At 61.1% G+C, this 20,695-nt stretch carries 18 protein-coding genes and 1 tRNA gene; 8 read left to right on the top strand and 11 right to left on the bottom strand.

The genetic code is table 11. The features are described from left to right. Positions 1–118 precede the first annotated feature (118 nt). Both desA and GUY40_RS25730 read left to right on the top strand, forming a co-directional pair. Positions 119–1,303, top strand: a complete 1,185-nt coding sequence (gene desA, locus GUY40_RS25735) for a delta-9 fatty acid desaturase DesA (protein ID WP_166571723.1) — start codon at positions 119–121, stop codon at positions 1,301–1,303. A 160-nt stretch (positions 1,304–1,463) separates the two neighbouring features. After that, positions 1,464–2,453 (top strand): sensor domain-containing diguanylate cyclase, encoded by a 990-nt coding sequence (locus GUY40_RS25730; RefSeq protein WP_166571722.1) that lies wholly within the window; start codon positions 1,464–1,466, stop codon positions 2,451–2,453. Between the two features lie 140 nt (positions 2,454–2,593). Here the strand turns inward: GUY40_RS25730 and GUY40_RS25725 are convergent, their stop codons facing one another. The 3 genes from GUY40_RS25725 to gabD form a co-directional block, all read right to left on the bottom strand. Next, positions 2,594–3,826, bottom strand: coding sequence for an HDOD domain-containing protein (locus GUY40_RS25725; protein ID WP_166571721.1), 1,233 nt, complete (start codon positions 3,824–3,826; stop codon positions 2,594–2,596). A 129-nt stretch (positions 3,827–3,955) separates the two neighbouring features. Further along, on the bottom strand, positions 3,956–5,236 hold the full coding sequence (gene gabT, locus GUY40_RS25720; protein WP_166571720.1) for a 4-aminobutyrate--2-oxoglutarate transaminase: 1,281 nt from the start codon (positions 5,234–5,236) through the stop codon (positions 3,956–3,958). 184 nt (positions 5,237–5,420) lie between these two features. Then, a complete protein-coding gene (gene gabD, locus GUY40_RS25715; RefSeq protein WP_166571719.1) occupies positions 5,421–6,863 on the bottom strand; it encodes an NADP-dependent succinate-semialdehyde dehydrogenase in 1,443 nt (480 codons plus the stop codon). Between the two features lie 272 nt (positions 6,864–7,135). On the opposite strand from gabD, the gene GUY40_RS25710 reads away from it, so the two are divergent. Next, positions 7,136–7,212 (top strand) — tRNA-Arg (locus GUY40_RS25710). Positions 7,213–7,301: 89 nt separating this feature from the next. Here GUY40_RS25710 and GUY40_RS25705 read toward each other — a convergent pair. From GUY40_RS25705 to GUY40_RS25690, 4 genes are all read right to left on the bottom strand, one after another. Next, positions 7,302–8,660, bottom strand: coding sequence for an ATP-binding protein (locus GUY40_RS25705; protein ID WP_166571718.1), 1,359 nt, complete (start codon positions 8,658–8,660; stop codon positions 7,302–7,304). 171 nt (positions 8,661–8,831) lie between these two features. Then, the gene (locus tag GUY40_RS25700; protein ID WP_166571717.1) at positions 8,832–10,058 is read right to left on the bottom strand and encodes an MFS transporter; all 1,227 of its coding nucleotides are present in this window, start codon (positions 10,056–10,058) and stop codon (positions 8,832–8,834) included. Positions 10,059–10,131: 73 nt separating this feature from the next. Then, positions 10,132–11,523 carry an APC family permease gene (locus GUY40_RS25695; protein WP_166571716.1) on the bottom strand — a complete coding sequence of 464 codons (1,392 nt, stop codon included), beginning with the start codon at positions 11,521–11,523 and terminating at the stop codon, positions 10,132–10,134. Between the two features lie 66 nt (positions 11,524–11,589). Next, the gene (locus GUY40_RS25690; protein WP_166571715.1) at positions 11,590–12,999 is read right to left on the bottom strand and encodes an aminotransferase; all 1,410 of its coding nucleotides are present in this window, start codon (positions 12,997–12,999) and stop codon (positions 11,590–11,592) included. Between the two features lie 148 nt (positions 13,000–13,147). Here GUY40_RS25690 and GUY40_RS25685 point away from each other — a divergent pair, with 148 nt between their 5' ends. Both GUY40_RS25685 and GUY40_RS25680 read left to right on the top strand, forming a co-directional pair. Next, entirely contained in the window at positions 13,148–13,969 is an 822-nt protein-coding gene (locus tag GUY40_RS25685; protein ID WP_166571714.1) for a helix-turn-helix transcriptional regulator, read from the top strand. Positions 13,970–14,060: 91 nt separating this feature from the next. After that, positions 14,061–14,501 carry a CBS domain-containing protein gene (locus GUY40_RS25680; RefSeq protein WP_166571713.1) on the top strand — a complete coding sequence of 147 codons (441 nt, stop codon included), beginning with the start codon at positions 14,061–14,063 and terminating at the stop codon, positions 14,499–14,501. Positions 14,502–14,629: 128 nt separating this feature from the next. Here GUY40_RS25680 and GUY40_RS25675 read toward each other — a convergent pair whose 3' ends face one another. From GUY40_RS25675 to GUY40_RS25665, 3 genes are all read right to left on the bottom strand, one after another. Continuing rightward, positions 14,630–15,265, bottom strand: a complete 636-nt coding sequence (locus GUY40_RS25675; protein ID WP_166571712.1) for an NADH:ubiquinone oxidoreductase subunit N — start codon at positions 15,263–15,265, stop codon at positions 14,630–14,632. A 67-nt stretch (positions 15,266–15,332) separates the two neighbouring features. Further along, on the bottom strand, positions 15,333–15,572 hold the full coding sequence (locus tag GUY40_RS25670; protein ID WP_166571711.1) for a DUF2789 domain-containing protein: 240 nt from the start codon (positions 15,570–15,572) through the stop codon (positions 15,333–15,335). 48 nt (positions 15,573–15,620) lie between these two features. Then, on the bottom strand, positions 15,621–16,079 hold the full coding sequence (locus GUY40_RS25665) for an aminoacyl-tRNA deacylase (protein WP_166571710.1): 459 nt from the start codon (positions 16,077–16,079) through the stop codon (positions 15,621–15,623). A gap of 231 nt (positions 16,080–16,310) precedes the next feature. Here GUY40_RS25665 and GUY40_RS25660 point away from each other — a divergent pair, with 231 nt between their 5' ends. After that, positions 16,311–17,672, top strand: coding sequence for a nodulation protein NfeD (locus GUY40_RS25660; protein WP_166571709.1), 1,362 nt, complete (start codon positions 16,311–16,313; stop codon positions 17,670–17,672). Then, positions 17,672–18,433, top strand: coding sequence for a slipin family protein (locus GUY40_RS25655; protein ID WP_166571730.1), 762 nt, complete (start codon positions 17,672–17,674; stop codon positions 18,431–18,433). The genes GUY40_RS25660 and GUY40_RS25655 overlap by 1 nt, the downstream gene beginning before the upstream one ends. Positions 18,434–18,472: 39 nt before the next feature. Here GUY40_RS25655 and GUY40_RS25650 read toward each other — a convergent pair whose 3' ends face one another. After that, positions 18,473–19,294, bottom strand: coding sequence for a tetratricopeptide repeat protein (locus GUY40_RS25650; RefSeq protein ID WP_166571708.1), 822 nt, complete (start codon positions 19,292–19,294; stop codon positions 18,473–18,475). A 199-nt stretch (positions 19,295–19,493) separates the two neighbouring features. Between GUY40_RS25650 and GUY40_RS25645 the strand changes: the two genes are divergently transcribed. Continuing rightward, complete coding sequence (locus GUY40_RS25645) at positions 19,494–20,501, top strand: YafY family protein (RefSeq protein WP_166571707.1); 1,008 nt, start codon at positions 19,494–19,496, stop codon at positions 20,499–20,501. The last annotated feature ends 194 nt before the right edge of the window (positions 20,502–20,695 follow it).

Here is a 20,695-nt window from a genome sequence, read left to right as displayed (position 1 = left end):
AGTCGGTCGCAAGCAGAAACATTCAGCGACTTTTATCTAAAAGCGTGACTGGTTTTCTCACTAGGCATGGGGATAATGCCCTTTGCTGTTCCTACTCTTTCCGAGGGCCCCACCGCCTATGTGGTACAACGGTTTACTCGACCTGTCAGTCTGGCAACTGGTGGCTGTCGTTCTGTTGATGACTCACGTGACCATCGTCGCCGTCACGGTTTACCTGCATCGATACTCCGCCCATCGCTCCCTGGAGCTGAACGCCGGGCTCAAGCATTTCTTCCGTTTCTGGCTGTGGCTGACCACCGCCCAGAACACCCGCGAATGGACGGCGGTGCACCGCAAGCACCACGCCAAGTGCGAAACCGTCGACGACCCCCACAGCCCGGTGGTCAAAGGCCTTTCGACCGTGCTGCGCAAAGGCGCGGAGCTGTACCGCGCGGAAGCGGAGAACCCCGACACCCTGCGTATCTACGGCAAGAACTGCCCCGAAGACTGGATTGAGCGCAACCTGTATTCGCGCTTCCCGCTGGCAGGCGTTGCCCTGATGGCCGTGATCGACCTGGCGCTGTTTGGCGTGATCGGCATCACCGTCTGGGCGATCCAGATGATGTGGATTCCGTTCTGGGCCGCGGGCGTGGTGAACGGCCTGGGCCATGCGGTCGGCTATCGCAACTTCGAATGCCGCGACGCCGCGACCAACCTGGTGCCGTGGGGCATCATCATTGGTGGCGAAGAACTGCACAACAACCACCACACCTACCCCAACTCGGCCAAGCTCTCGGTGAAAAAGTGGGAGTTCGACATGGGCTGGGCATGGATCCAGGTGTTCAGCTTCCTGCGCCTGGCCAAGGTTCAGCGCGTGGCGCCAATTGCCCACCGGGTCGAGGGCAAGCGGCACCTGGACATGGACACCGCCATGGCCATCCTCAACAACCGGTTCCAGATCATGGCCCAATACCGCAAGCTGGTGATCGCACCGCTGGTGCAGCAGGAGCTGGCCAAGGTCGATCATTCGGTTCGCCACCAGTTCCACCGCGCCAAGCGCCTGCTCTCGCGTGAGCCGAGCCTGCTCGAAGACCGCCATCACGCGCGGATCCAGACCATGCTCGAACACAGCCAGGCCTTGAAAGTCATCTACGAAAAACGCCTGGCCCTGCAGCAGATCTGGGCGCGCACCAGCTCCAATGGCCACGACATGCTCGCTGCCATCAAGGATTGGGTACATGAAGCCGAGGCCAGTGGCATCCAGTCGCTGCGCGACTTCGCGACCCAGCTGAAAACCTACTCGCTGCGCCCCGCCACCGCCTGAAGCCGTTGATCGGCGCGCTCTGTTCCGGGGCGCGCCGGTCGGAACTTCGCATCCATACTACTTTCTGATGCCATATCGTCTGCGCGGCGGGTTGGCTTGTGCCCGCTCGTTTTCAGGCGCCTTGCGTAGCGATTCAGCCGAGCCTTTCGAGCAGTAGTGTATGGTCAACAAGAGTTCGTTTTCGTTCCCCCTCAATCGAATGCCCGAAGCGGCAGAAACCCTGTTGGCCTTGATGCATGCCCAGGGTGAAGTGGCGCGCCTGAGCGAGCGCGAACAGCTGTTCAGCTCCCTGCTGGTCAGCGTCAACGCCGTGCTGTGGGCCTTCGATTGGGAATCCCAGAAAATGCTCTACGTCAGCCCCGCCTATGAGCGAATTTTCGGCCGTTCGGTGGGCCTGGTACTGGCCGACTACAACGAATGGCGCGACAGCATTTACCCCGACGACCTGGAATACGCCGAACGCAGCCTTGCGCAGGTCTTGACCCAAGGTGCAGTGGAGGACCGCGAGTACCGCATCATCAGCGCTGATGGCGAGATCCGCTGGCTCAGTGATAAATGCTTTATCAGCCAGCAAAGCGAAGCCGGCGATCACACCATCGTGGTCGGCATTGCCGAAGACATCACCGAGAAAAAGCAGCTGGAAGGCGAGCTGCATCGCCTGGCCACCACCGATGTGTTGACCCAAAGCAGCAATCGCCGGCACTTTTTTGAATGCGCTCACCGGGAATTCGAGAAAGCCCGCCTTGATGGGTCACCCCTCTCGTTTTTGCTGCTGGACATCGACGATTTCAAACTGATCAACGACCAATACGGCCACCCCGAGGGCGACCAGGTGCTGCAACGCCTGGCCGACAGCGGCAAGGCCGTGCTGCGTCGCGGCGACCTGTTCGGACGAATCGGCGGGGAAGAATTTGCCGCGGTCTTTCCCGGCTGCCCACTGGAGATGGCCAAACAGGTAGCCGAGCGCTTGCAGCGAGAAATTCAGCGCCTGAGTTTCGAGCACGACGGTCAAACCTATGGCATTACCGTGAGCCAGGGGCTGACCAGCATGACTGAGGCGGATGAGGTGCTCGATAGCCTGTTTTCACGGGCGGATGCGGCGATGTATCAGGCCAAGCGTCTGGGCAAGAATCAGATTGTGTTGGGGTAGGAGCAAGGCTTGCCCCAAGGCCATTGTGTTAAGTCATTGATGTGGGAGCGTATTTATCCGCGAATGAGCACACCGCGTTTTTTCAGGCATTGCGCGTCGTCATCATTCGCGGATAAATCCGCTCCCACATGTAATTCGCCTTAACTGACTGGCATTGCGGCTTGCCCGCGAAGGCGCAACCGCCCCAGATCCGACACCGCCATCTTCAGCAACCGCGCCGACTTGCTGTCCGCCACACCCTCAAGCCCTGCGTCCGCCGGTAGCCGCGCCATTTGCGCTGCCAGATTCATCGCCAGCTCATCACGTGAATACACCCCACCGCCCAGCTGGTACACCGCCGCAATCAACTCACGCAGTTCCAGCGGCAAGCGCCAGCGCGTGCGCAGCGCCGATCCATAGGCTGCGCCGAACTCATCCAGCGCCTTGGCAATCTGCCCCTCTTCCAGCGTCCCGCCCGCCAGCAACCACTCCTGCAAGCAGCGCAGCAGCGCCAGGTCGCCCAGGCAATGGAGCAGGCCTGCGCAGTAGCAACGTTCTTGATCGATCTCCAACTGCCGCGCCAGGGTCCGGCCATATTCGGCGGTGTGCAACGCCGCCTTCCAATAACGCTCGGCGTGCTCGGCCAAGGCCGGGTCGCTGAGTTTGGCACTGCGCTTGAGCGCCAGGCCCAGCACCAGGTTCATGCTCTGGGTGGTGCCCAGGGTCAGCAGCGCCTGCATCAAGGTCTGCACCATGCCGTCGCGGTGCTGGGCGGCACTGTTGGCGGCCGCGATCAAGACAGCGGTGATCTGCGGGTCGGTGCGCAATTCTTCTTCCAACACCTTCAGGTTCAAGCCATGGGGATTGAGGCTGCGCTTGACCGCCACCTGCACGTCCGCCAGCAACGGCCCGCCATCGGTGGAGGCTCGGCGGCCTTCAAGAAACTTGTGCAGGGTCATGCCCGGCCGCAACGGGGGCACTTCGCAGGCCATTTCCTGACCGAACGCCTGCATCAGCGCATTGAGCCGCTGCTTGAGCGAGTCCATGTTCAAGGGTTTGGTCAGATAGGCAGAGGGCGAAAACGGCAGTACCTCACGCACGCTGGCACCGTCACTGCGCGCGCTCAGCAAGATGAAGGGCACCACCGGCTGCATCCTGCGCTGACGCACCCGGCGCAACAGCTCCAGGCCGTCCAGGCCCGGCAGCTCCCAGGTCGCGAGAATCAGGTCCGGCGTCTGACCCAGCCCTGTCAGCGCCTCCAGGCCATCGGCACAGACGGTCAATTGAGCATCGCAGCGCACACTGAGCACGGTCTGCACCAACAATTCGCGCATCCACGGATCAGCCTCCGCAATCAGCACTTTGGGTGCGGCGGATGTGTCAACGGCGGTCATACGGTGTTCTCCAAAATCACGCTTGCCGCCTTCCCGGGCGGCTTCCTGTACAAACATTAACGCCCGCCAGACACTTTGGTACAAAAAAAAACCCGCCGAAGCGGGTTTTTTTGTCTAGCCGATCACACTTCAGGCCAGCTCAGCGAAGCACTCTTCGATGATTGCCAGACCTTTGTCCAGCTGCTCGTCCGGAGCGGTCAACGGAACCAGTACGCGCAGGACGTTGCCGTAGGTGCCGCAGGACAGCAGGATCAGGCCCTTGTCACGCGCCTTGGCGACCACCTGTGCAACGGCGGCAGCGTTTGGCTTGTGCGCATCGCCGTCGTCGAACAGCTCGACCGCGATCATCGAACCCAGGGCACGGACTTCGCCGATGACCGGGTACTTTTTCTGAATGTTCTTCAGGCCAGTGACCAGGCGCTCGCCGACAGCCTTGCTGCGGTCCAGCAGGTTTTCTTCTTCAAACACTTCCATCACGGCCAGGGCCGCGGCGCAAGCGATCGGGCTACCGGCGTAGGTGCCGCCCAGGCCGCCTGGCGCGATGGCGTCCATGTACTCGGCCTTGCCGCACACGCCTGCCACCGGGAAACCACCGGCGATGGATTTGGCGAAAGTGGTCAGGTCCGGGGCAACGCCCATTTGTTCCATGGCGAAGAAGGTGCCGGTACGGCCAGCGCCGGTCTGCACTTCGTCAGCGATCAGCAGGATGCCGTGCTTGTCGCACAGGGCACGCAGGCGAACCATGAACTCTTTCGGCGCGACGTAGAAGCCACCTTCGCCCTGAACCGGCTCGATGATGATGGCTGCAATGTCTTTTGGCTCGGCGTCGTTCTTGAAGATGCGCTCGATGCTGGCGATCGAATCATCGATGCTCACACCGTGCAGCTCGCAAGGGTACAGCGCGCGGAAGATGCCGCCTGGCATCAGGCCCATGCCAGCGGAGTAAGGCACGACTTTACCGGTCAGGCCCAGGGTCATCATGGTGCGACCGTGATAAGCGCCAGTGAAGGCGATCACGCCAGCGCGGCCAGTGGCGGCGCGGGCGATTTTCACGGCGTTTTCGACAGCTTCGGAGCCGGTGGTGACCAGCAGGGTTTTCTTGGCGAAGTCGCCTGGAACGCGCGCGTTGATTTTCTCGCACAGCTCAACGTACGGCTCGTACGCCAGCACCTGGAAGCAGGTGTGGGTCAGCTTCTTCAGTTGGGCTTCTACGGCAGCGATGATTTTCGGGTGCAAGTGACCGGTGTTCAGTACCGCGATACCACCGGCGAAGTCGATGAACTCGCGGCCTTCAACGTCAGTCACGGTGGCGTTCTTCGCGGACTCGGCGAAGATCGGGTGGATCTGGCCCACGCCACGTGGAACGGCGGCTACACGGCGTTGCATCAAGGATTCGTTGGTCTTGCTCATTTCATTTCCTCATTCGCCGCTCATCGGGCGGCGTGGTTCAAGGATCAGCGGCCGGTACAACTGCAGCAGCATACGATGATCGACTGCTGCAGCCTCCGTGCCGCGCGGGGTAAGGGCTTGCAGTAAAAAACCGGCAGGACGTCGCTTTCGCGTCCTGCCGGGGAGGTAAAGCCTTACCGTGCTGTCAGATGCTCAGGCACAGGTATTTGATTTCCAGGTAGTCTTCGATGCCGTACTTGGAGCCTTCACGGCCCAGGCCCGAAGCCTTGATGCCGCCGAACGGCGCGACTTCGTTGGAGATCAGGCCGGTGTTGATACCCACCATGCCGTATTCCAGCGCTTCGGCCACACGGAAGATGCGGCTGATGTCACGGGCATAGAAGTAGGACGCCAGGCCGAATTCGGTGTCGTTCGACATCGAGATCACGTCGGCTTCGTCCTTGAAGCGGAACAGCGGTGCCAGCGGGCCGAAGGTTTCTTCCTTGGCCACCGCGGCGTTGCGCGGCACGTCGACCAGCACGGTCGGCTCGAAGAAGTTGCCTTCGATGCTCTTGCCGCCGGTCAGCAGCTTGGCGCCTTTGCCCAGGGCGTCGGCGATGTGTTCCTGAACCTTGGCCACGGCTTTTTCGTCGATCAGCGGGCCAGTGGTGGTGCCTTCGTCCAGACCGTTACCGATCTTGAGCTTGGCGACCGCAGCTTTCAGCTTCTCGGCGAAGGCGTCGTACACACCGTCCTGCACGTAGATGCGGTTGGCGCAGACGCAGGTCTGGCCATTGTTGCGGTACTTGGAGATGATCGCGCCTTCGACGGCCTTATCCAGGTCCGCGTCGTCGAACACGATAAACGGTGCGTTGCCACCCAGTTCCAGCGACACCTTCTTGATGTCCTTGGCGCATTCAGCCATCAGCTGACGACCGATTTCGGTCGAGCCGGTGAAGGACAGTTTGCGCACGATCGGGTTGCTGGTCAGCTCGCTGCCGATGTCGCCAGCGCTGCCGGTGACCACGCTCAGCACGCCTTTCGGAATGCCGGCACGCTCAGCCAGCTCGGCCAGGGCCAAGGCGGAGAACGGGGTCTGCGAAGCGGGCTTGAGGACCATGGTGCAGCCAGCGGCCAGGGCCGGGCCGGCTTTACGGGTGATCATCGCCGCCGGGAAGTTCCACGGGGTGATGGCCGCGGTCACGCCGATCGGTTGCTTGATCACGATCAGGCGCTTGTCTGGCTGATGGCCAGGAATGGTGTCGCCGTACACGCGCTTGGCTTCTTCAGCGAACCACTCGATGAAGGAGGCCGCGTAGACGATCTCGCCCTTGGCTTCGGCCAGCGGCTTGCCCTGCTCCAGGGTCATCAGGCGTGCCAGGTCGTCCTGGTTTTCGATCATCAGTTCGAACCAGCGACGCAGCTTGCCCGCACGTTCCTTGGCGGTCAGTGCACGCCAGGCCGGCAGCGCCTTGTCGGCGGCCTCGATGGCACGGCGGGTTTCAGCCGCGCCCATCTTCGGAACGGTACCGAGGGTCTCGCCGGTAGCCGGGTTGGTCACCTTGATGGTCTGGCCATTGTCCGCGTCCAGCCATACACCGTCGATATAGGCTTGTTGGCGCAACAATTGGGCATCTTTAAGCTGCATGTCGGCTTCCTTAACAGCACCGTGCACGCACGGAGCAAATTGTTGATTTTAAAAAAGGAGCCCCAAGGGCGGTCGAGCGTTTGAAATCTCAAACGAATCCTAGGATCAATGGGGGTAAAGGACAATAGGCTGTTCAAAAAAAAGAACAAAAAGCGGCTGAGCGGACGGATTTTCGGATAAACGTCAGTTATAGCCCCGCCACCGTGCGAAATCGACTACAAATTGTCGGCATGGACGACCGCCCCGTAGATGGGTATGATGGCGCCCGCGTTGCACTCGTAGCTCAGCTGGATAGAGTACTGCCCTCCGAAGGCAGGGGTCGTGGGTTCGAATCCCGCCGAGTGCGCCATATAGAGAGAAAGGCCCCAGGTGCAAACCTGGGGCCTTTTTTATTGATGACATCCCCGATTTCGGTCATACGGTCTGCTGTTCCACGCCTTACTTCAATACTTCCCAGTGTCCGCTTTTTGTTGGACCAACATGACGGATCACCCCGGCCGCTTTTAGCTTGTTCAGATGATACTTGGCGCCGTCAGGGCTTAGTCCGAGCCGCGCAGCCAGCTCGCGCCTGGTGATCACTGGGTGCTGACGCAATAGGGCTAAAATTTTACCCGTCACAGTGCCCGGACTGATTTCTTGGGTAGTTTCTTGGGTAGTTTCTTGGGTAGTTTCTTGGGTAGTTTCTTGGGCCTGAGTCTGATCGACCTGAAACGTAAGCATCAATCCTGACAAGCTGCTATCGAACTGAGGTGGAGGAATGTCGTGACCGCGGCACTCACTGAGGATTTTCTCGATACCACGCCCCCAGGCCTCCACATAACCCGCACGGAAAAATGCCGAAGCCAACAGCGGATTGAAGGGATGGGAAGGGTGTTTGGCCAATAGTTGCTGCTGCGTCCAGCGTTCGGGCAACTGACCAGGGTTCCAGATCACAATCTGATTTTCGTAAACGCTGATCTGGATCGGAATACCACTGGCGTAATCTTTGTGAATCACCGCATTGAGCAATGCCTCGCGAAGAGCTTGTAACGGGAACAGATAACGCTCCACACGCTGCACACCGTCATAACGGATGAAAGCCTTGAGGTACTTGCTGTAGAGCAGTTCCAGGGTCTTTGCTACTTGAGCGAACAAATCGCCGTGAACTTCATCTTGATAGCGCAAATCGTCATCAGTGACAAAAAATCCGATTTTAATGTAGGCGCCGGGTACGAAGCGCTCAGGCTGTGCGCCGAATAAAAGTGCGGTCGCGCGCTTCAGGAATTGACCTTCCTCCAATTGCAGGCTGGCCAGCAGGACAGTGTCACTGTCGTGCAGCACAGCTTCATCAACTCGCCCGCTCCTGGCTGCTTTGGCGCGAAAGCCTTGCAACGCGGAAGGTAGGCAGTCGTCTAGAGATAGGCCAGGCAGCGGCACACCATCCCAATGTAACCCCTGCTTGCGCAACAGAAAACGCGAAAGTGCCAGGCCTTTCAGCTCCTGCTTGGTGCTGCCACTCCGATAGTGGTATTCCCCCTTGTAGCTGACCGGGCTTGGGTAAGCCGGCACAACGATTTCCAGCAACGACTTGCCGGCTTCCTCGCGCAGATTTACATCGACCATAATCCCTAGTACGTCACGCACCTTGTTGGGGATCTCCTCCAACAGACGAGCAGCATCGGGCACGCCCACCGGCTCGCCAGCATCGCTGCGTCCGATCTCCAGCACACCGCCTTCAGCATTGGCGAAACCGCATATCCATTTCAGATAATCATCTCGCCACGCGGCCTTCCATTCCCGCTGCTGGTGTTCACTCATAACAATCGAACCCTTCCGGCTGAAAGCACTTGCATCATGCCTAATTTGAGATGGCGGTTTTTTTGAAATTGAGACCATCCTATCGGCTCCCAACCACTTTTTCCTTCCAGACTACGAGTTGATCTGCCCATCGACCAAGTCAAAAAGTGTCCGCCGATTCGCCAGTAAAGGTCATGGGGTGTCAGTGCGATACCGCACTACCCCCTGCCAAACGCAATAAACCATCAACACCCCACCCGCAATCTGCATCGCCCACGGCCCCCCTAGCCGCGCCGCCAGCAACCCCGCCAACAACCCGCCAATCGCATCAAAGCCGAACCGCGTCGAGGTATAGATCGACACCACCCGCCCCCGCAGCACTTCCGGCGCCTGGCTTTGCAAAAGGATGTTGGTGCCCACGTTGTTGACCGTCACGCCAAAGCCGAGCACGGCCATGGCGGCCAGTGACAGTGCCAAATGGGTGCTGGCGGCGAAGACCATCAGCGCCAGGGCGCAGGCGACGGCTGAGGCGTAGATCAGCCGGTGCAGCTCGGTCACGGATTGGCGCCCGGCCAGCACGATAGTCGAAGCCAGGGAACCGAAGCCTGCCGCCCCCCAGAGCCAGCCCAGAGTTCTGGCATCGCCGGCGAAGATGTCGCGGGCGAACACGGGCAGCAACACGGCGTAGCTCGAGGCGGTGACGTTGACGACCAGCACGCCGATCATCATCGTGCGCACTGAAGGGGTCTGCAGGGCGTAGTTCAAGCCTTCGCGAAAGACGCTGCGCATGCTGCCCTTGGCCGTGAGGCCCACACTCATGCGCACCGCCAGCAGGCTGAAGATCAAGGCGCAATAAGACAGAGCATTCAAGGCAAAGCACACGGCTTCGCCGGTCATCCCCAGGATCAGCCCCGCCAGCGGCGGACCGATAAAGCGCGAGCAGGTGAACAGCATGGCGTTCAGCGCCAACGCGTTGGGCAGATCCTTGGGGTCTTCGACGAAGCGGCTGAGCAGTGATTGGCGCAGCGGCGTGTCAACGGCATTGAGCACACCCAGCAGCACCGACATGGCGACGATCAAGCCGGCATTGATATGGCCACTCCAGGTCAGCAACGCCAGTACGGCCGCCTGCACGCCGAGCAGTGTTTGCGTGCCAATCAACAATCGGCGCTTGTCATGACGATCGATCCAGGCTCCGGCAATGGGGCCGACGATCAATTGCGGCAGCAGCGACGCAAACGTCGTCAGGCCCAACAGCGCGGCGGAGTCCGTCAGTCGGTAGACCAGCCAGGAGAGCGCCACCATCTGCACCCAAGTGCCGAGGGTGGAGATGGCATGGCCGATGAAGTACAGGCGAAAGTTGGGGTGCTGCAGAGCCCGCAGCGAGGCGGGCCAACGAGTGGAAGCAGTGCTAGTCATGGCCGGGAACATGCCGTTCGGGAACAAGTGATTCACATGTTAACTTGTTCCCGGGCGGCCTCCCTGAAAAATATCAGGCCACCGGCACTGTTGCGGTCTGTGGCTTGCCACCGAGGCGAATCACCGCTTCACCGATCAACAACGCCAACACCACGCCGATCAGGATCTGCCCGGTGCGCCCCCAACTGATCGGCTCACCCGGTGTCACCACGAACAGCGCAATCCCCGCCAGCACATGCAGCCCCACAATCGCCGCCCACAAGCAAGCCATGCGGTTGCCCAGCGGCATACGAAACGGGCGCGGGGTCGGGTCGGTCAGGCGCAACTTGATGAAAGCCAGGCACATCAGCACGTAAGGCATCATGAAAATCATCGCGAAGATCGACAGCAGGGTCCAGAACAGGGCTTCGGCGCTGTCGGCCACCAGGCCGTAGACCACCATCAGCACCACGCTCACCAGCGAGGCCATCAGGGCCGAGCCAATCGGCGTTTTGTGCCGCGGATGCACCACCCCGAACAGCGCCGGAAACTCGCCGCTGGCAGCCGCCGCCACGGCGGCACGGTTGGTGCCCATGCTCCAGGTCACCATGTTGGTGAACAGGGTGAACAGCACAAAGCAGGCGATCATATTGGCGAACAGCCCGCCCAGCCCGTCGTGGCCGTACATGGCGAACAGGGAGCCGGCGAAAATCTGTGTGACGTCGGTCTTGTCCGGCGGTACGGCGGCCAGCACGCCGAGGGTGCCAAAGACATTGAAGGCCGCGATGATCACTCCGGAGATCAGCACCGCACGGGGAATATCGCGCTTGGGGTTGATCATTTCTGCCGCGCTGCAACACGCCAGTTCCGTGCCCATGATGCCGTAGACCATGATGCCCAGCGCCGCGATCTCATGCCCGGAGGTGGGCAGCATCGCTTCAAGGGTAAAAGGGTTGGCGAAGCCTTCGCGAAGGCCATAACTGATACCACCGATGCCCAGCCCCAACACCGCAATCAGCTTGAGGATCGCGCCGATGTTCGGCAGCCACTTGCCAATGCGCAGGGCCAGGGCATTGACCGCCGCCGTGAACAGCGCCAGCACCACACCGATGGCGATCTTGGCCCACAGGCTCAACTCGGGAAAATAGAACGCGCTGAGCATGCCGGCGAACAGGATATACACCGAGGGCATCCACAAGGCGTTGTTGATCCAGTACATCCACGACACCCGCGCGCCCCACTTGAAGCCGAACGCGGTGCGCACCCAGTGGTAAACGCCGCCGTTGTCGGGAAAGGCGGTGCCCAATTCCGAGGTCATCATGGCCATGGGGATAAACAGCACCACCAGCACATAGGCCCACCAGAACAGGCTGGTGGAGCCGAGTGAGGCGGCCAGGGCGATCTGGTCCATGAACAGCATCGCCGAGACGGTGTAGAGGGTGACATCGCGCAGTCGTAGAACTTTGTTTTTGTTGTTTGTGTCCATCAGGGGATTTCCTCTGCGGGGAGCGGCGGGCCCGGGAGCCCCGGGCGCGCATGGCGAAATCTGGGCTTACCAGTGGCCGGCCTGTTTCAGGTCCTCCAGGGTTTCAAGGATGCTTTCTCGCAGAACCTCAACGATAAAGTCCACTTGTTCGCGGGTGAGGATCAAGGGCGGCGACATCACGTTCAGGTGCACGATGGGGCGCACCAGCAGGCCGCGCTTCTGCGCCCGCAAGTGCACCCATTCACCGATGTTGACGGCTTCGGGGAACAGCTCGCGGGTGTTCTTGTCGGCGACGAACTCGACGCAGGCCATAAAGCGGCGGCCACGCACCTCACCCACGATCGGCAGGTCGGCCAGGGTCTGCAGGCGCTCCTCGAAATAACGCCCCACTTCATCGGCGTGCTGCAGCAGGCCTTCGCGTTCGATGATCTCGATGTTCTTCAAGGCCGCCGCGCAGGCCACCGGGTGGCCGGAATAGGTGAAGCCATGGCTGAAGCAGCGGCCTTGATCGGGCTCGGCAATCACCTGCCAGATGCGCTCGGAGAAGATGCAGGCGCCCAGCGGCTGATATCCGGAAGTCAGGCCCTTGGCGGTGGTAATGATGTCGGGCACCACGCCGAACACCGCGTCGGAGGCGAAGAAATGGCCGAGGCGGCCGAACGAGGTCACCACTTCATCGGCGATGTAGAGCACGTCATGGCGCTGGCAAACTTCCCACATCCGTCGGTGATAGCCTTCGGGCGGCACGATCACACCACCGGAACCGAACACCGGCTCAGAGATAAAGGCGCCCACGGTGTCGGCACCCAGCTCCAGAATCTTCGCCTCGAACTCCTGCACCAGGCTGTCCAGGAAGTCTGCTTCGCTCATACCCTTCGGCGCGCGGTAGAAGTACGGGCAGCTGAGGTGATGAATGCCGTCATGGAGAAAGTCGAACTCAGGCGGACGGTCCGCCTGTTTGCCACCCAGCGACATGCCCAGGTAAGTGGAGCCGTGATAGGCGTTGAAGCGAGTGAGGATGTTCTTCTTCGCCCGCTTGCCACGGCAGTTCTGGTAGTAGTGCACCAGGCGGATCGCGGTATCCACGGCGGTCGAGCCACCGGTGGTCAGGAAGACGTGATCGAGGTCGGCCGGCGCCAGTTCCGCGAGTTTTTGGCACAGCTCGATCGCGCGCGGGTTGGCCATGTCGCAGAACGGGTTGGAATAGGCCAGCTGGCGGGTCTGCTCGGCGATGGCCTCAACCATTTCTTCACGGCCCAGGCCAATATTGGTGCACCACATGCCGCCCACCGCATCCAGATAGCGATTGCCGGCAGTATCAACGATATAGGCACCTTCGCCTGCGGCAATATTCAGCGAACCGTTGACGCGGTGATCGTCGAACACGTGGTAGCCGTGCATGTAGTGGGCTTTGTCGGCGGCCACCAGAGCGGCGTCGTCAATTGTGGTGCGAGGGCGGGAGTCGAATGCGTGCATGGTTCGGATTTCCTCTCAGGACGTGCCGTGCAGCCTAAGAATTCGAGCCCTTGTGCAGCAATAACCCATTTGGGGGTAAGCCCTCGCCAGCGCCGCAGAGGCTGATATCCTCGTCGCTGCGAGCGAACGCCCACCGAGGAGGTCACCCATGCACGGCGCTTCCCTATTGTCCCTGCAACGCTGGAGCCAGGCCATCGCCAGTGCCCTGATGCAGCGGCGCGGCGCGGACTTTGCCGCCGCGCTGGTGGATGCCATCGACACGCTGGTACCGGTCGAATCGGTGATGATCAGCCTGGAGCGCAAGGGCCTGGCGCCCACCCTGCTGTATGACCGAGGGATTCCGGCCGAGTATCGGCAAACGGTGATCCGTCGCTATTTTTCCCGCGGCTACCTGCTTGATCCGTTTTGCCTGGCCGTGGATCAGGGGTTGGCGGAGGGTTTCTACTCCCTGGCAGACATCGCCCCCGATGACTTCTTCAACAGCGAGTACTACAAGGCCTATTACCTGGGGGCCGGTTCCGAGGAAGACTGCTATTTCATCCTCGATGTGGGCGCACAGGCGAAAATCTCCATCAGCCTGTTCAATGGCATCAGCACCACGCGCTTTCACGAATGCCAGCTGGCAACCCTGCGGGCGATCGACCCCTTGCTGCGCCAAGTCGCCCATCAGCATTGGGATCAGCAACTGCCGACCGCCGCCAGCGAGGAGCTGGACCGGCTGAACCCGGGCCTGCCCGCGGCCTTTCAGAGCTTTGGCGCCCATGTGCTGACCGAGCGTGAACAGGAGGTTTGCCACCTCTTGCTGCGCGGCCACTCGGCCAAATCCAGCGCCCAGGTGCTGGAAATTTCGCCGGAAACCGTGCGCATGCACCGCAAGAATCTTTACACCAAACTGCAGATCGGCTCACAGGCGGAGCTGTTTGCGCAGTTCATCGACTGGTTGACTCAAACCACGGTTGAGCCGTCATGACGTTTTTCTATGCACTGAATGCCGCTTTCTCACTTGCCCTTCGGCCATCTCTCCACGATTCTTGAGGGACGACACTCCGGAGAGTTGGCCCATGAAAACCGTGGCAGAGTTGCTGAAGCTGAAAGCCCAGAAGAACCAGCAAGTGCACACCATCGGCCCCGACCAGATGGTCGTGGAAGCCTTGAAGCTGATGGCAGAGAAAGACGTCGGCGCCTTGCCGGTGATTGAGAATGGTGCGGTCGTGGGGGTGGTCAGCGAGCGCGACTACGCGCGCCGGGTGGTGCTCAAGGGGCTGTCTTCGATTGGCACGCCGGTCAGCGCGATCATGAGCGCACCGGTGATTACCGTGGACCGGCACAAGACGGTCGAGGCCTGCATGGGGATCATGACCGACAAGCACCTGCGGCATTTGCCGGTAGTGGAGGATGGGCAACTGGTGGGACTGCTGTCGATCGGCGACCTGGTCAAAGAGGCGATTGCCGAGCAGGCGAGCCTGATTGAACAGTTGGAGAAGTACATTCGCGGCGAATAATTGGCCAGTCTAAAACTGTAGGAGCAAGGCTAGCCTGCGATGGGCTGCATAGCAGACCCCCGGGGCCGCTACGCGCCCCATCGCAGGCTAGCCTTGCTCCTACAAGGGTGCGATACCAGCTGCGCACATCAGTGATACTCCTCCTCCAACTCATCGAGCTGATGGTCGAAGGTCCGCAGCCGCGCCGACCAGGTGTACACCAAAACCTCCAGGTCGCGGTTGACCACCGCCCCGCCGGTAGAGCCGGCCTGGGGGTCGCACAAGTCCAGTTGATAACGTTCACGGGCCATGGCCACGGCCACCGTCGACAGCTCGCGGGCGTTGTTCAGCCAGTGCCAGCCGCGGCTATGGATTTCCTGGTCGAGGGCCTGGCATTGCAGCTTGAGCGCTTCGAGGCTTTTTTCCAGCGGGGTGCCAGTCAGCTCGCCCATGACTTCCTGGAAGGTCCTTCCCGGTTGCCAATAGCTGCCCCAGAAATAGCGGTCGAACACAGTTTCAACGCGGCGCAGGGCGACTTTGGTGTTCCAGATGGCAACCAGCGTTCGGCCTTGGGCCAACTGGCGTTTTTTCACCTGCAACCCCTGGTAGGACGCCCAGGCCATCACTGCCAGCGACAGCGCCGCGATCAGGGCGACCGCTTCGCCGAGGAAGGTCAATGCCGCGTTGATCTGATGGGTCTGCATGACCCCGTAGAAGTACGTCGCCGAGAGCAGGACGAGTGCCGTCACGGAGCACCAGAAGCCCAGCGCATAGGGATCTTTCATCTTGGAAACCCCCCGTTTCTTGTTTTGTCTGAGCATAGCAACGCTCGCAGCGAATACTGCGCCGATGTCAGCCCATTTTGCGCAACATCAAATTGAGTTGATCGACCACCTCCGCCCAATCGGCATCCTGGCTGATCCCTTCACGCAGGAACGCCGCCTGGGCAGGCGTCCAGAAGAAGGCATCGTGCAGAATCAAGTTGGCCTTGAGCGGCGAATGGCTGCTGACAAACTTTTCGATACCGGCAGGGTCAGCCGGCAACCCCAATTGTTCGAAAAGCGACGGCAGGGTATGCGTCGGTGACTCCATGGGACACTCCTCGGGCCGGGCTGAACCCGGCCGCATGCTTGCGTTTCATCAACTGAGCTCGCGCACTTCAGCGTGCGGAACCAGTTTCAGGTATTGCTCCATGTCCATATGAATCAGGTAGCTGTGGTTGCCTGCCTCCAGATAGATCTCTTTCTCGCGGGTCAACGATGGATCGACAATCATGGACATCTGATAGGCCCCGCCGAGCGCTGGAATCGCACCGCGTTCACAATCACTGAACCAGTGCGGCAAGTTGCTTTCGCGGGTCAGGTCCCAAGGTTTGTCCTTGGGCAGTTTGCTCATATCCAAATGCCGATTGGCCGGCAGCACAGCCATCAAGTAGTTGTTGTGCCGGTCATCCAGGATCACCGCCTTGGCCACTCTTTCGGCAGGCACCCCGGCCGTACGGGCCGATTCCAGGCTGGTTGCCGAGTGTGGGTGGGCAACGATGTCGTAACTACAATGCGCTTTGTCCAGGCTTTCCTGGACAGTTCTAGCCATACGCATGACACACCTCCAGTCCCTGCTTTCCCTTGGGTGCAGGGCGCCACGGGTTTTTCCCCTCAGCTGTAGTTTAGGCAGAGGCGGTGGCCTGTAGTGGCCCACTTCAATGACAGTTGACGCTATGTAACCTCGCCGATAGTCGCAATTGGCCTAACTGATTGCCAAAGCCCCGCGCAGGTACGATCTACTAAGCTTTAACTGATAATCGCCGATGTCGAACATACGGAGGATCCGATGAACAGTCGTGGCTGGCGCTGCCTGGTGCTGTGCCTGCTGTTGCTTGGCCTTGGGACTGGCTCGGCGATGGCCGCGAACCCTGTCGCGGTGCTGACGGTCAATGATGCCATTGGCCCGGCCACCGCCGACTATCTGATCCGCGGCCTGGACCGGGCCAAGGCTGAAAACGCCCAACTGGTGGTGATTCAGATCGACACGCCCGGCGGTCTGGACAGCTCGATGCGGGAAATCATCAAGGCGATTCTCGCCAGCCCCGTGCCGGTTGCCAGCTTCGTCGCCCCCAGCGGCGCCCGGGCCGCGAGTGCCGGCACCTATATCATTTATGCCAGCCACATTGCCGCGATGGCGCCGGGCACCAACCTGGGCGCGGCCACGCCCGTGCAAATCGGCGGCATCCCCGGCACCAAACCCGAACCGGACAAGCCCGCTGCCCCCAGCAATGACGAGACCCTCGCCCGCAAGCAGATCAATGATGCCACCGCCTATATCCGCAGCCTCGCGCACCTGCGCGGGCGCAATGCCGACTGGGCGGAAAAAGCCGTGCGCGAGTCGGTCAGTCTGCCGGCCGATGAGGCACTGAAGCTCAAGGTGATCGATTACCTGGCCAGCGATCTGCCTGCCCTGCTCAAGCAGCTGGACGGTAAAACCCTGCAGGCCGGCGGCCAGGCCGTGACGCTGCACACCGCAGGCAGCCCTATCATCGAGCATGAGCCGGACTGGCGAACGCGCCTGCTGGCGGTGATCACCAACCCGAGCGTGGCGTTGATGCTGCTCATGATCGGCGTGTATGGCCTGCTGTTCGAGTTCATGAACCCGGGCTCCGGGGTGGGCGGGGTGTTGGGTGGCATCTGCCTGCTGCTGGGACTGTACGCCTTGCAATTGCTGCCGGTGAATTTTGCCGGGGTCGGGCTGATTCTGCTCGGGCTGGCGTTCATGGTTGCCGAGGCCTTTATGCCCAGCTTCGGTGTGATCGGCTTTGGCGGCATTGTCGCCTTCGTGGTCGGTGCGGTGATCCTGATGGACACCGACTTGCCGGGCTTCGGTATTCCGCTGGCACTGATCATCGGCCTGGCGGTGGTCAGCGCGCTGCTGGTGATGTTGCTGGTCGGCATGGCGATCAAAGCCCGAAGCCGGGTACTGGTCAGTGGCGACGCGGGCCTGGTCGACAGCCGGACCACCATTTGCAAACTCAACCCCGATGACCCGCGCGGCGGCTGGGTGCAACTGCAAGGCGAGCAGTGGCAAGTGATCTGCGCCACGCCACTGCACTTGGGGCAAGCGGTTCAGGTGGTCGGTCGCCACGGCCTGTTGCTGGATGTCAGCGCGGTTGACGAGCCGTCGCCGCAAGGAGAGCCATGATGTTTATCGAGTTGGGCTTTGGCGCCCTGGTGGCGTTGTTTCTGGTGGTGCTGTTATCGGCCTTCCGTATCCTGCGCGAGTACGAACGTGGCGTGGTATTCCAGCTCGGCCGCTTCTGGCAGGTCAAGGGGCCGGGGCTGATCCTGCTGATCCCGGCCGTGCAACAAATGGTGCGGGTCGATTTACGCACCGTGGTGCTGGATGTGCCGCCCCAGGATGTGATCACCCGCGACAACGTGTCGGTGAAGGTCAATGCGGTCTTGTACTTTCGCGTGCTGGACCCGCAAAAGGCGATCATTCAGGTCGAAGACTTTCTCATGGCCACCAGCCAATTGGCACAGACCACCTTGCGGGCGGTGCTGGGCAAGCACGAACTGGATGAGCTGCTGGCCGAGCGTGAACGGCTGAACCTGGACATCCAGCAAGTGCTCGACGCCCAGACCGATGCCTGGGGCATCAAGGTCGCGAACGTCGAGATTAAGCACGTGGACCTGAACGAGTCGATGATCCGCGCCATCGCCAAACAAGCCGAAGCCGAGCGCGAACGTCGGGCCAAAGTGATCCATGCCGAGGGTGAACTGCAGGCCTCGGAGAAACTCATGCAGGCGGCTGAAATGCTTGGGCGTCAATCAGGGGCGATGCAGCTGCGGTACATGCAGACGCTGGGGATGATCGCCGGGGACAAGACCTCGACGATTGTGTTTCCGATGCCGATCGAGTTGCTCAAGGGGTTGATGGAGAAGCCGCCGAGTTCGACTTGATACCGGGTCGAACTCGGCCAGGGCGTCGCGAGAGGTTTTTTACGGTCGGAGTTGGTCCGCAAGCTTCATGTCCAGCGCCGTCTGGCTGCCCAGGGCAATCGCCCGGTCTCGCCAGAACAGGTAGGCCAGCACCCTGTCGACCGCATGAAAATGCAGCGCCAGTTCTTCCGCTGCCTGCATCACACCCATTTGTGCGGCCAGTTCCAGCCAGTGCTCGCCGGCCTTGCGGTCGCGCGCCACGGCTTGACCATGCAAGAGCCGCAAGCCGATTTCAAAGCGACAGCGGGCATCGCCCTCCTGGGCGCCGAGATAAAACCAGCGATACGCACGCTGCGGTTGAAGCGGCCAGGGATACGCCGGGGTGTCCACACAGACTTCTTCTTCATACAGATCGCCCAGCGCCGCAGCCGCCGACACCAGGCCCCGCTCGAACGCCTGGGCATAACACTCGGCAGCCCTGGCGTAGTCCACCGGGCCACCCTTGCCGAAATAGTGTTGCTGACCGAGGTTCAAGCACGCCACGGCATGCCCCTGCAGCGCTGCCATGCGCAGCAGTTGCCGGGCCATGTCCGGGTCGTCCCGCCAATACTTGCCGTTGAGCCAGACCCAGCCCAGGTCGTTGAGCGCATCGACATCGCCCTTCAGCGCCTGCTTGCGCAAGTGCCGGTACACCGTCTGCACGCTCGGTTCTTCGTCCAGCCAAGTGGCCAGCGGAAAGGACTCGCCACCGCGCCCCTGCTGCGAGGGCAATCCGATACCCGCGAGCAAGCGCTGTTGATGAGTGGGCCGGTGATCGGGCAAGAGCACCCGGGCCGGCAACAGGTGTTCGAGCAACGGGTAGATATTCGAAGCGGCAGACATGGTCATCCTCGTTGTGTCGCCCCCATCCTCATGGGGCGAGCGTCTGCATTGTGCTCAATGCCACGACAGAACCTGTCGCAAGCGATCGAACAGGTAGCCGTGCAAACGCATTCCTTTGATGAGCGCGGAAAATGGCCATTTGCCATAACGCTCATGTGTCGCCATGCTTGTCTTGCAAAACTAGACAAGGACGTTCGATTTGCCATCCGCCAAAGCTCACACCACCCTAAGCCGCCAATGGGAGCTGTTGCGCCAACTGCCCAACCGCTCGCCGGGGCTGACGACCAGCGAACTGGTCAATCGCCTGCTCGACGCCGGATTTACCATCAGCAAGCGCAGCATCGAGCGCGACCTGAACGAGCTGTCGCTGATCTTCCCGATCCTGCGCAATGACAGAAGCATCCCTTACGGCTGGCACTGGCGCCCAGGCGCCTGCGTGGATCTGCAAGGCATCAGCGTGACAGAAGCGTTGAGCCTGGCGCTGGTCGAGGATGCGATCCGCCCGCTGCTGCCGGCGAGCATGCTCAAAGTACTGGATGCACGCTTCGCCCATGCCCGGCAAAAACTCGAACACATGGCCGGGCAGAACAAGGCGGCGCGCTGGCTGGACAAGGTCGCCAGCGTACGCCCGGACATCAACCTGCAAGCCCCGGAAGTGCCGGACAATATTCTGGAAACCGTGCAGGAAGCCCTGCTGCAGGAACGCCAGCTACGCTGCCGCTACTACTCGGCGCATGCCGACAAAACCAGCGAGCTGACCCTGAACCCTTTGGCGCTGGTGCAGCGCGGCACCATCAGTTACCTGATCGCCACCGCGCAGTCGTATGCCGACGTGCGCCAGTTCGCCGTGCACCGCCTGCGCGATGCGAGCGTCTTGCCCAGCACGGTGATCGGCCTCGACACGTTCGACCTGCACGAATACCTCAACTCCGATGCCCTGCAATTCGGCACCCGGGAAAAGATCGCATTGAAGGCCTGGGTCAGCGACAGCCTGGCCCGGTTTATCCGCGAGACGCCGCTGTCCAGCGACATGACCCTGACCCCGCTCGAGGACGGCCATTGCCTGCAGGCCACCGTCAGCAACAGCAGGCAGTTACGCTGGTGGCTGTTGAGCCAGGGCGACGGGCTGATCGTCGAAGCGCCTGAAAGCCTGCGTGAGCAGATTGCCCAGACGCTGGAATCGGCTGCCGCCCAGTACCGGCCTTGATGGCCGCCGCCACACCCGTGTAGGAGCCAGGCTTGCCTGCGATGAAGACACCGCGGTTTTTCAGGCATTGCGCGTCATCGTTCATCGCGGGCAAGCCCCAATGCCGGTCAGTTAAGGAATAGAACGACGAAACCCTTGTAGGAGCGGACCTGGCCGCGATGGGCTGCGCAGCAGCCCCCGAGGCCGGTGATATC

The organism is Pseudomonas sp. R5(2019), from assembly GCF_009905435.1.
Taxonomy (GTDB): Bacteria; Pseudomonadota; Gammaproteobacteria; order Pseudomonadales; family Pseudomonadaceae; genus Aquipseudomonas.
This window is presented reverse-complemented; position numbering and strand designations above follow the sequence as displayed.

Coding starts and splice junctions, on each gene's coding strand:
- desA (WP_166571723.1), top strand. CDS start 119: ATGTGGTACAACGGTTTACTCGACCTGTCAGTCTGGCAACTGGTGGCT.
- GUY40_RS25730 (WP_166571722.1), top strand. CDS start 1,464: ATGGTCAACAAGAGTTCGTTTTCGTTCCCCCTCAATCGAATGCCCGAA.
- GUY40_RS25725 (WP_166571721.1), bottom strand. CDS start 3,826: ATGACCGCCGTTGACACATCCGCCGCACCCAAAGTGCTGATTGCGGAG.
- gabT (WP_166571720.1), bottom strand. CDS start 5,236: ATGAGCAAGACCAACGAATCCTTGATGCAACGCCGTGTAGCCGCCGTT.
- gabD (WP_166571719.1), bottom strand. CDS start 6,863: ATGCAGCTTAAAGATGCCCAATTGTTGCGCCAACAAGCCTATATCGAC.
- GUY40_RS25705 (WP_166571718.1), bottom strand. CDS start 8,660: ATGAGTGAACACCAGCAGCGGGAATGGAAGGCCGCGTGGCGAGATGAT.
- GUY40_RS25700 (WP_166571717.1), bottom strand. CDS start 10,058: ATGACTAGCACTGCTTCCACTCGTTGGCCCGCCTCGCTGCGGGCTCTG.
- GUY40_RS25695 (WP_166571716.1), bottom strand. CDS start 11,523: ATGGACACAAACAACAAAAACAAAGTTCTACGACTGCGCGATGTCACC.
- GUY40_RS25690 (WP_166571715.1), bottom strand. CDS start 12,999: ATGCACGCATTCGACTCCCGCCCTCGCACCACAATTGACGACGCCGCT.
- GUY40_RS25685 (WP_166571714.1), top strand. CDS start 13,148: ATGCACGGCGCTTCCCTATTGTCCCTGCAACGCTGGAGCCAGGCCATC.
- GUY40_RS25680 (WP_166571713.1), top strand. CDS start 14,061: ATGAAAACCGTGGCAGAGTTGCTGAAGCTGAAAGCCCAGAAGAACCAG.
- GUY40_RS25675 (WP_166571712.1), bottom strand. CDS start 15,265: ATGAAAGATCCCTATGCGCTGGGCTTCTGGTGCTCCGTGACGGCACTC.
- GUY40_RS25670 (WP_166571711.1), bottom strand. CDS start 15,572: ATGGAGTCACCGACGCATACCCTGCCGTCGCTTTTCGAACAATTGGGG.
- GUY40_RS25665 (WP_166571710.1), bottom strand. CDS start 16,079: ATGCGTATGGCTAGAACTGTCCAGGAAAGCCTGGACAAAGCGCATTGT.
- GUY40_RS25660 (WP_166571709.1), top strand. CDS start 16,311: ATGAACAGTCGTGGCTGGCGCTGCCTGGTGCTGTGCCTGCTGTTGCTT.
- GUY40_RS25655 (WP_166571730.1), top strand. CDS start 17,672: ATGTTTATCGAGTTGGGCTTTGGCGCCCTGGTGGCGTTGTTTCTGGTG.
- GUY40_RS25650 (WP_166571708.1), bottom strand. CDS start 19,294: ATGTCTGCCGCTTCGAATATCTACCCGTTGCTCGAACACCTGTTGCCG.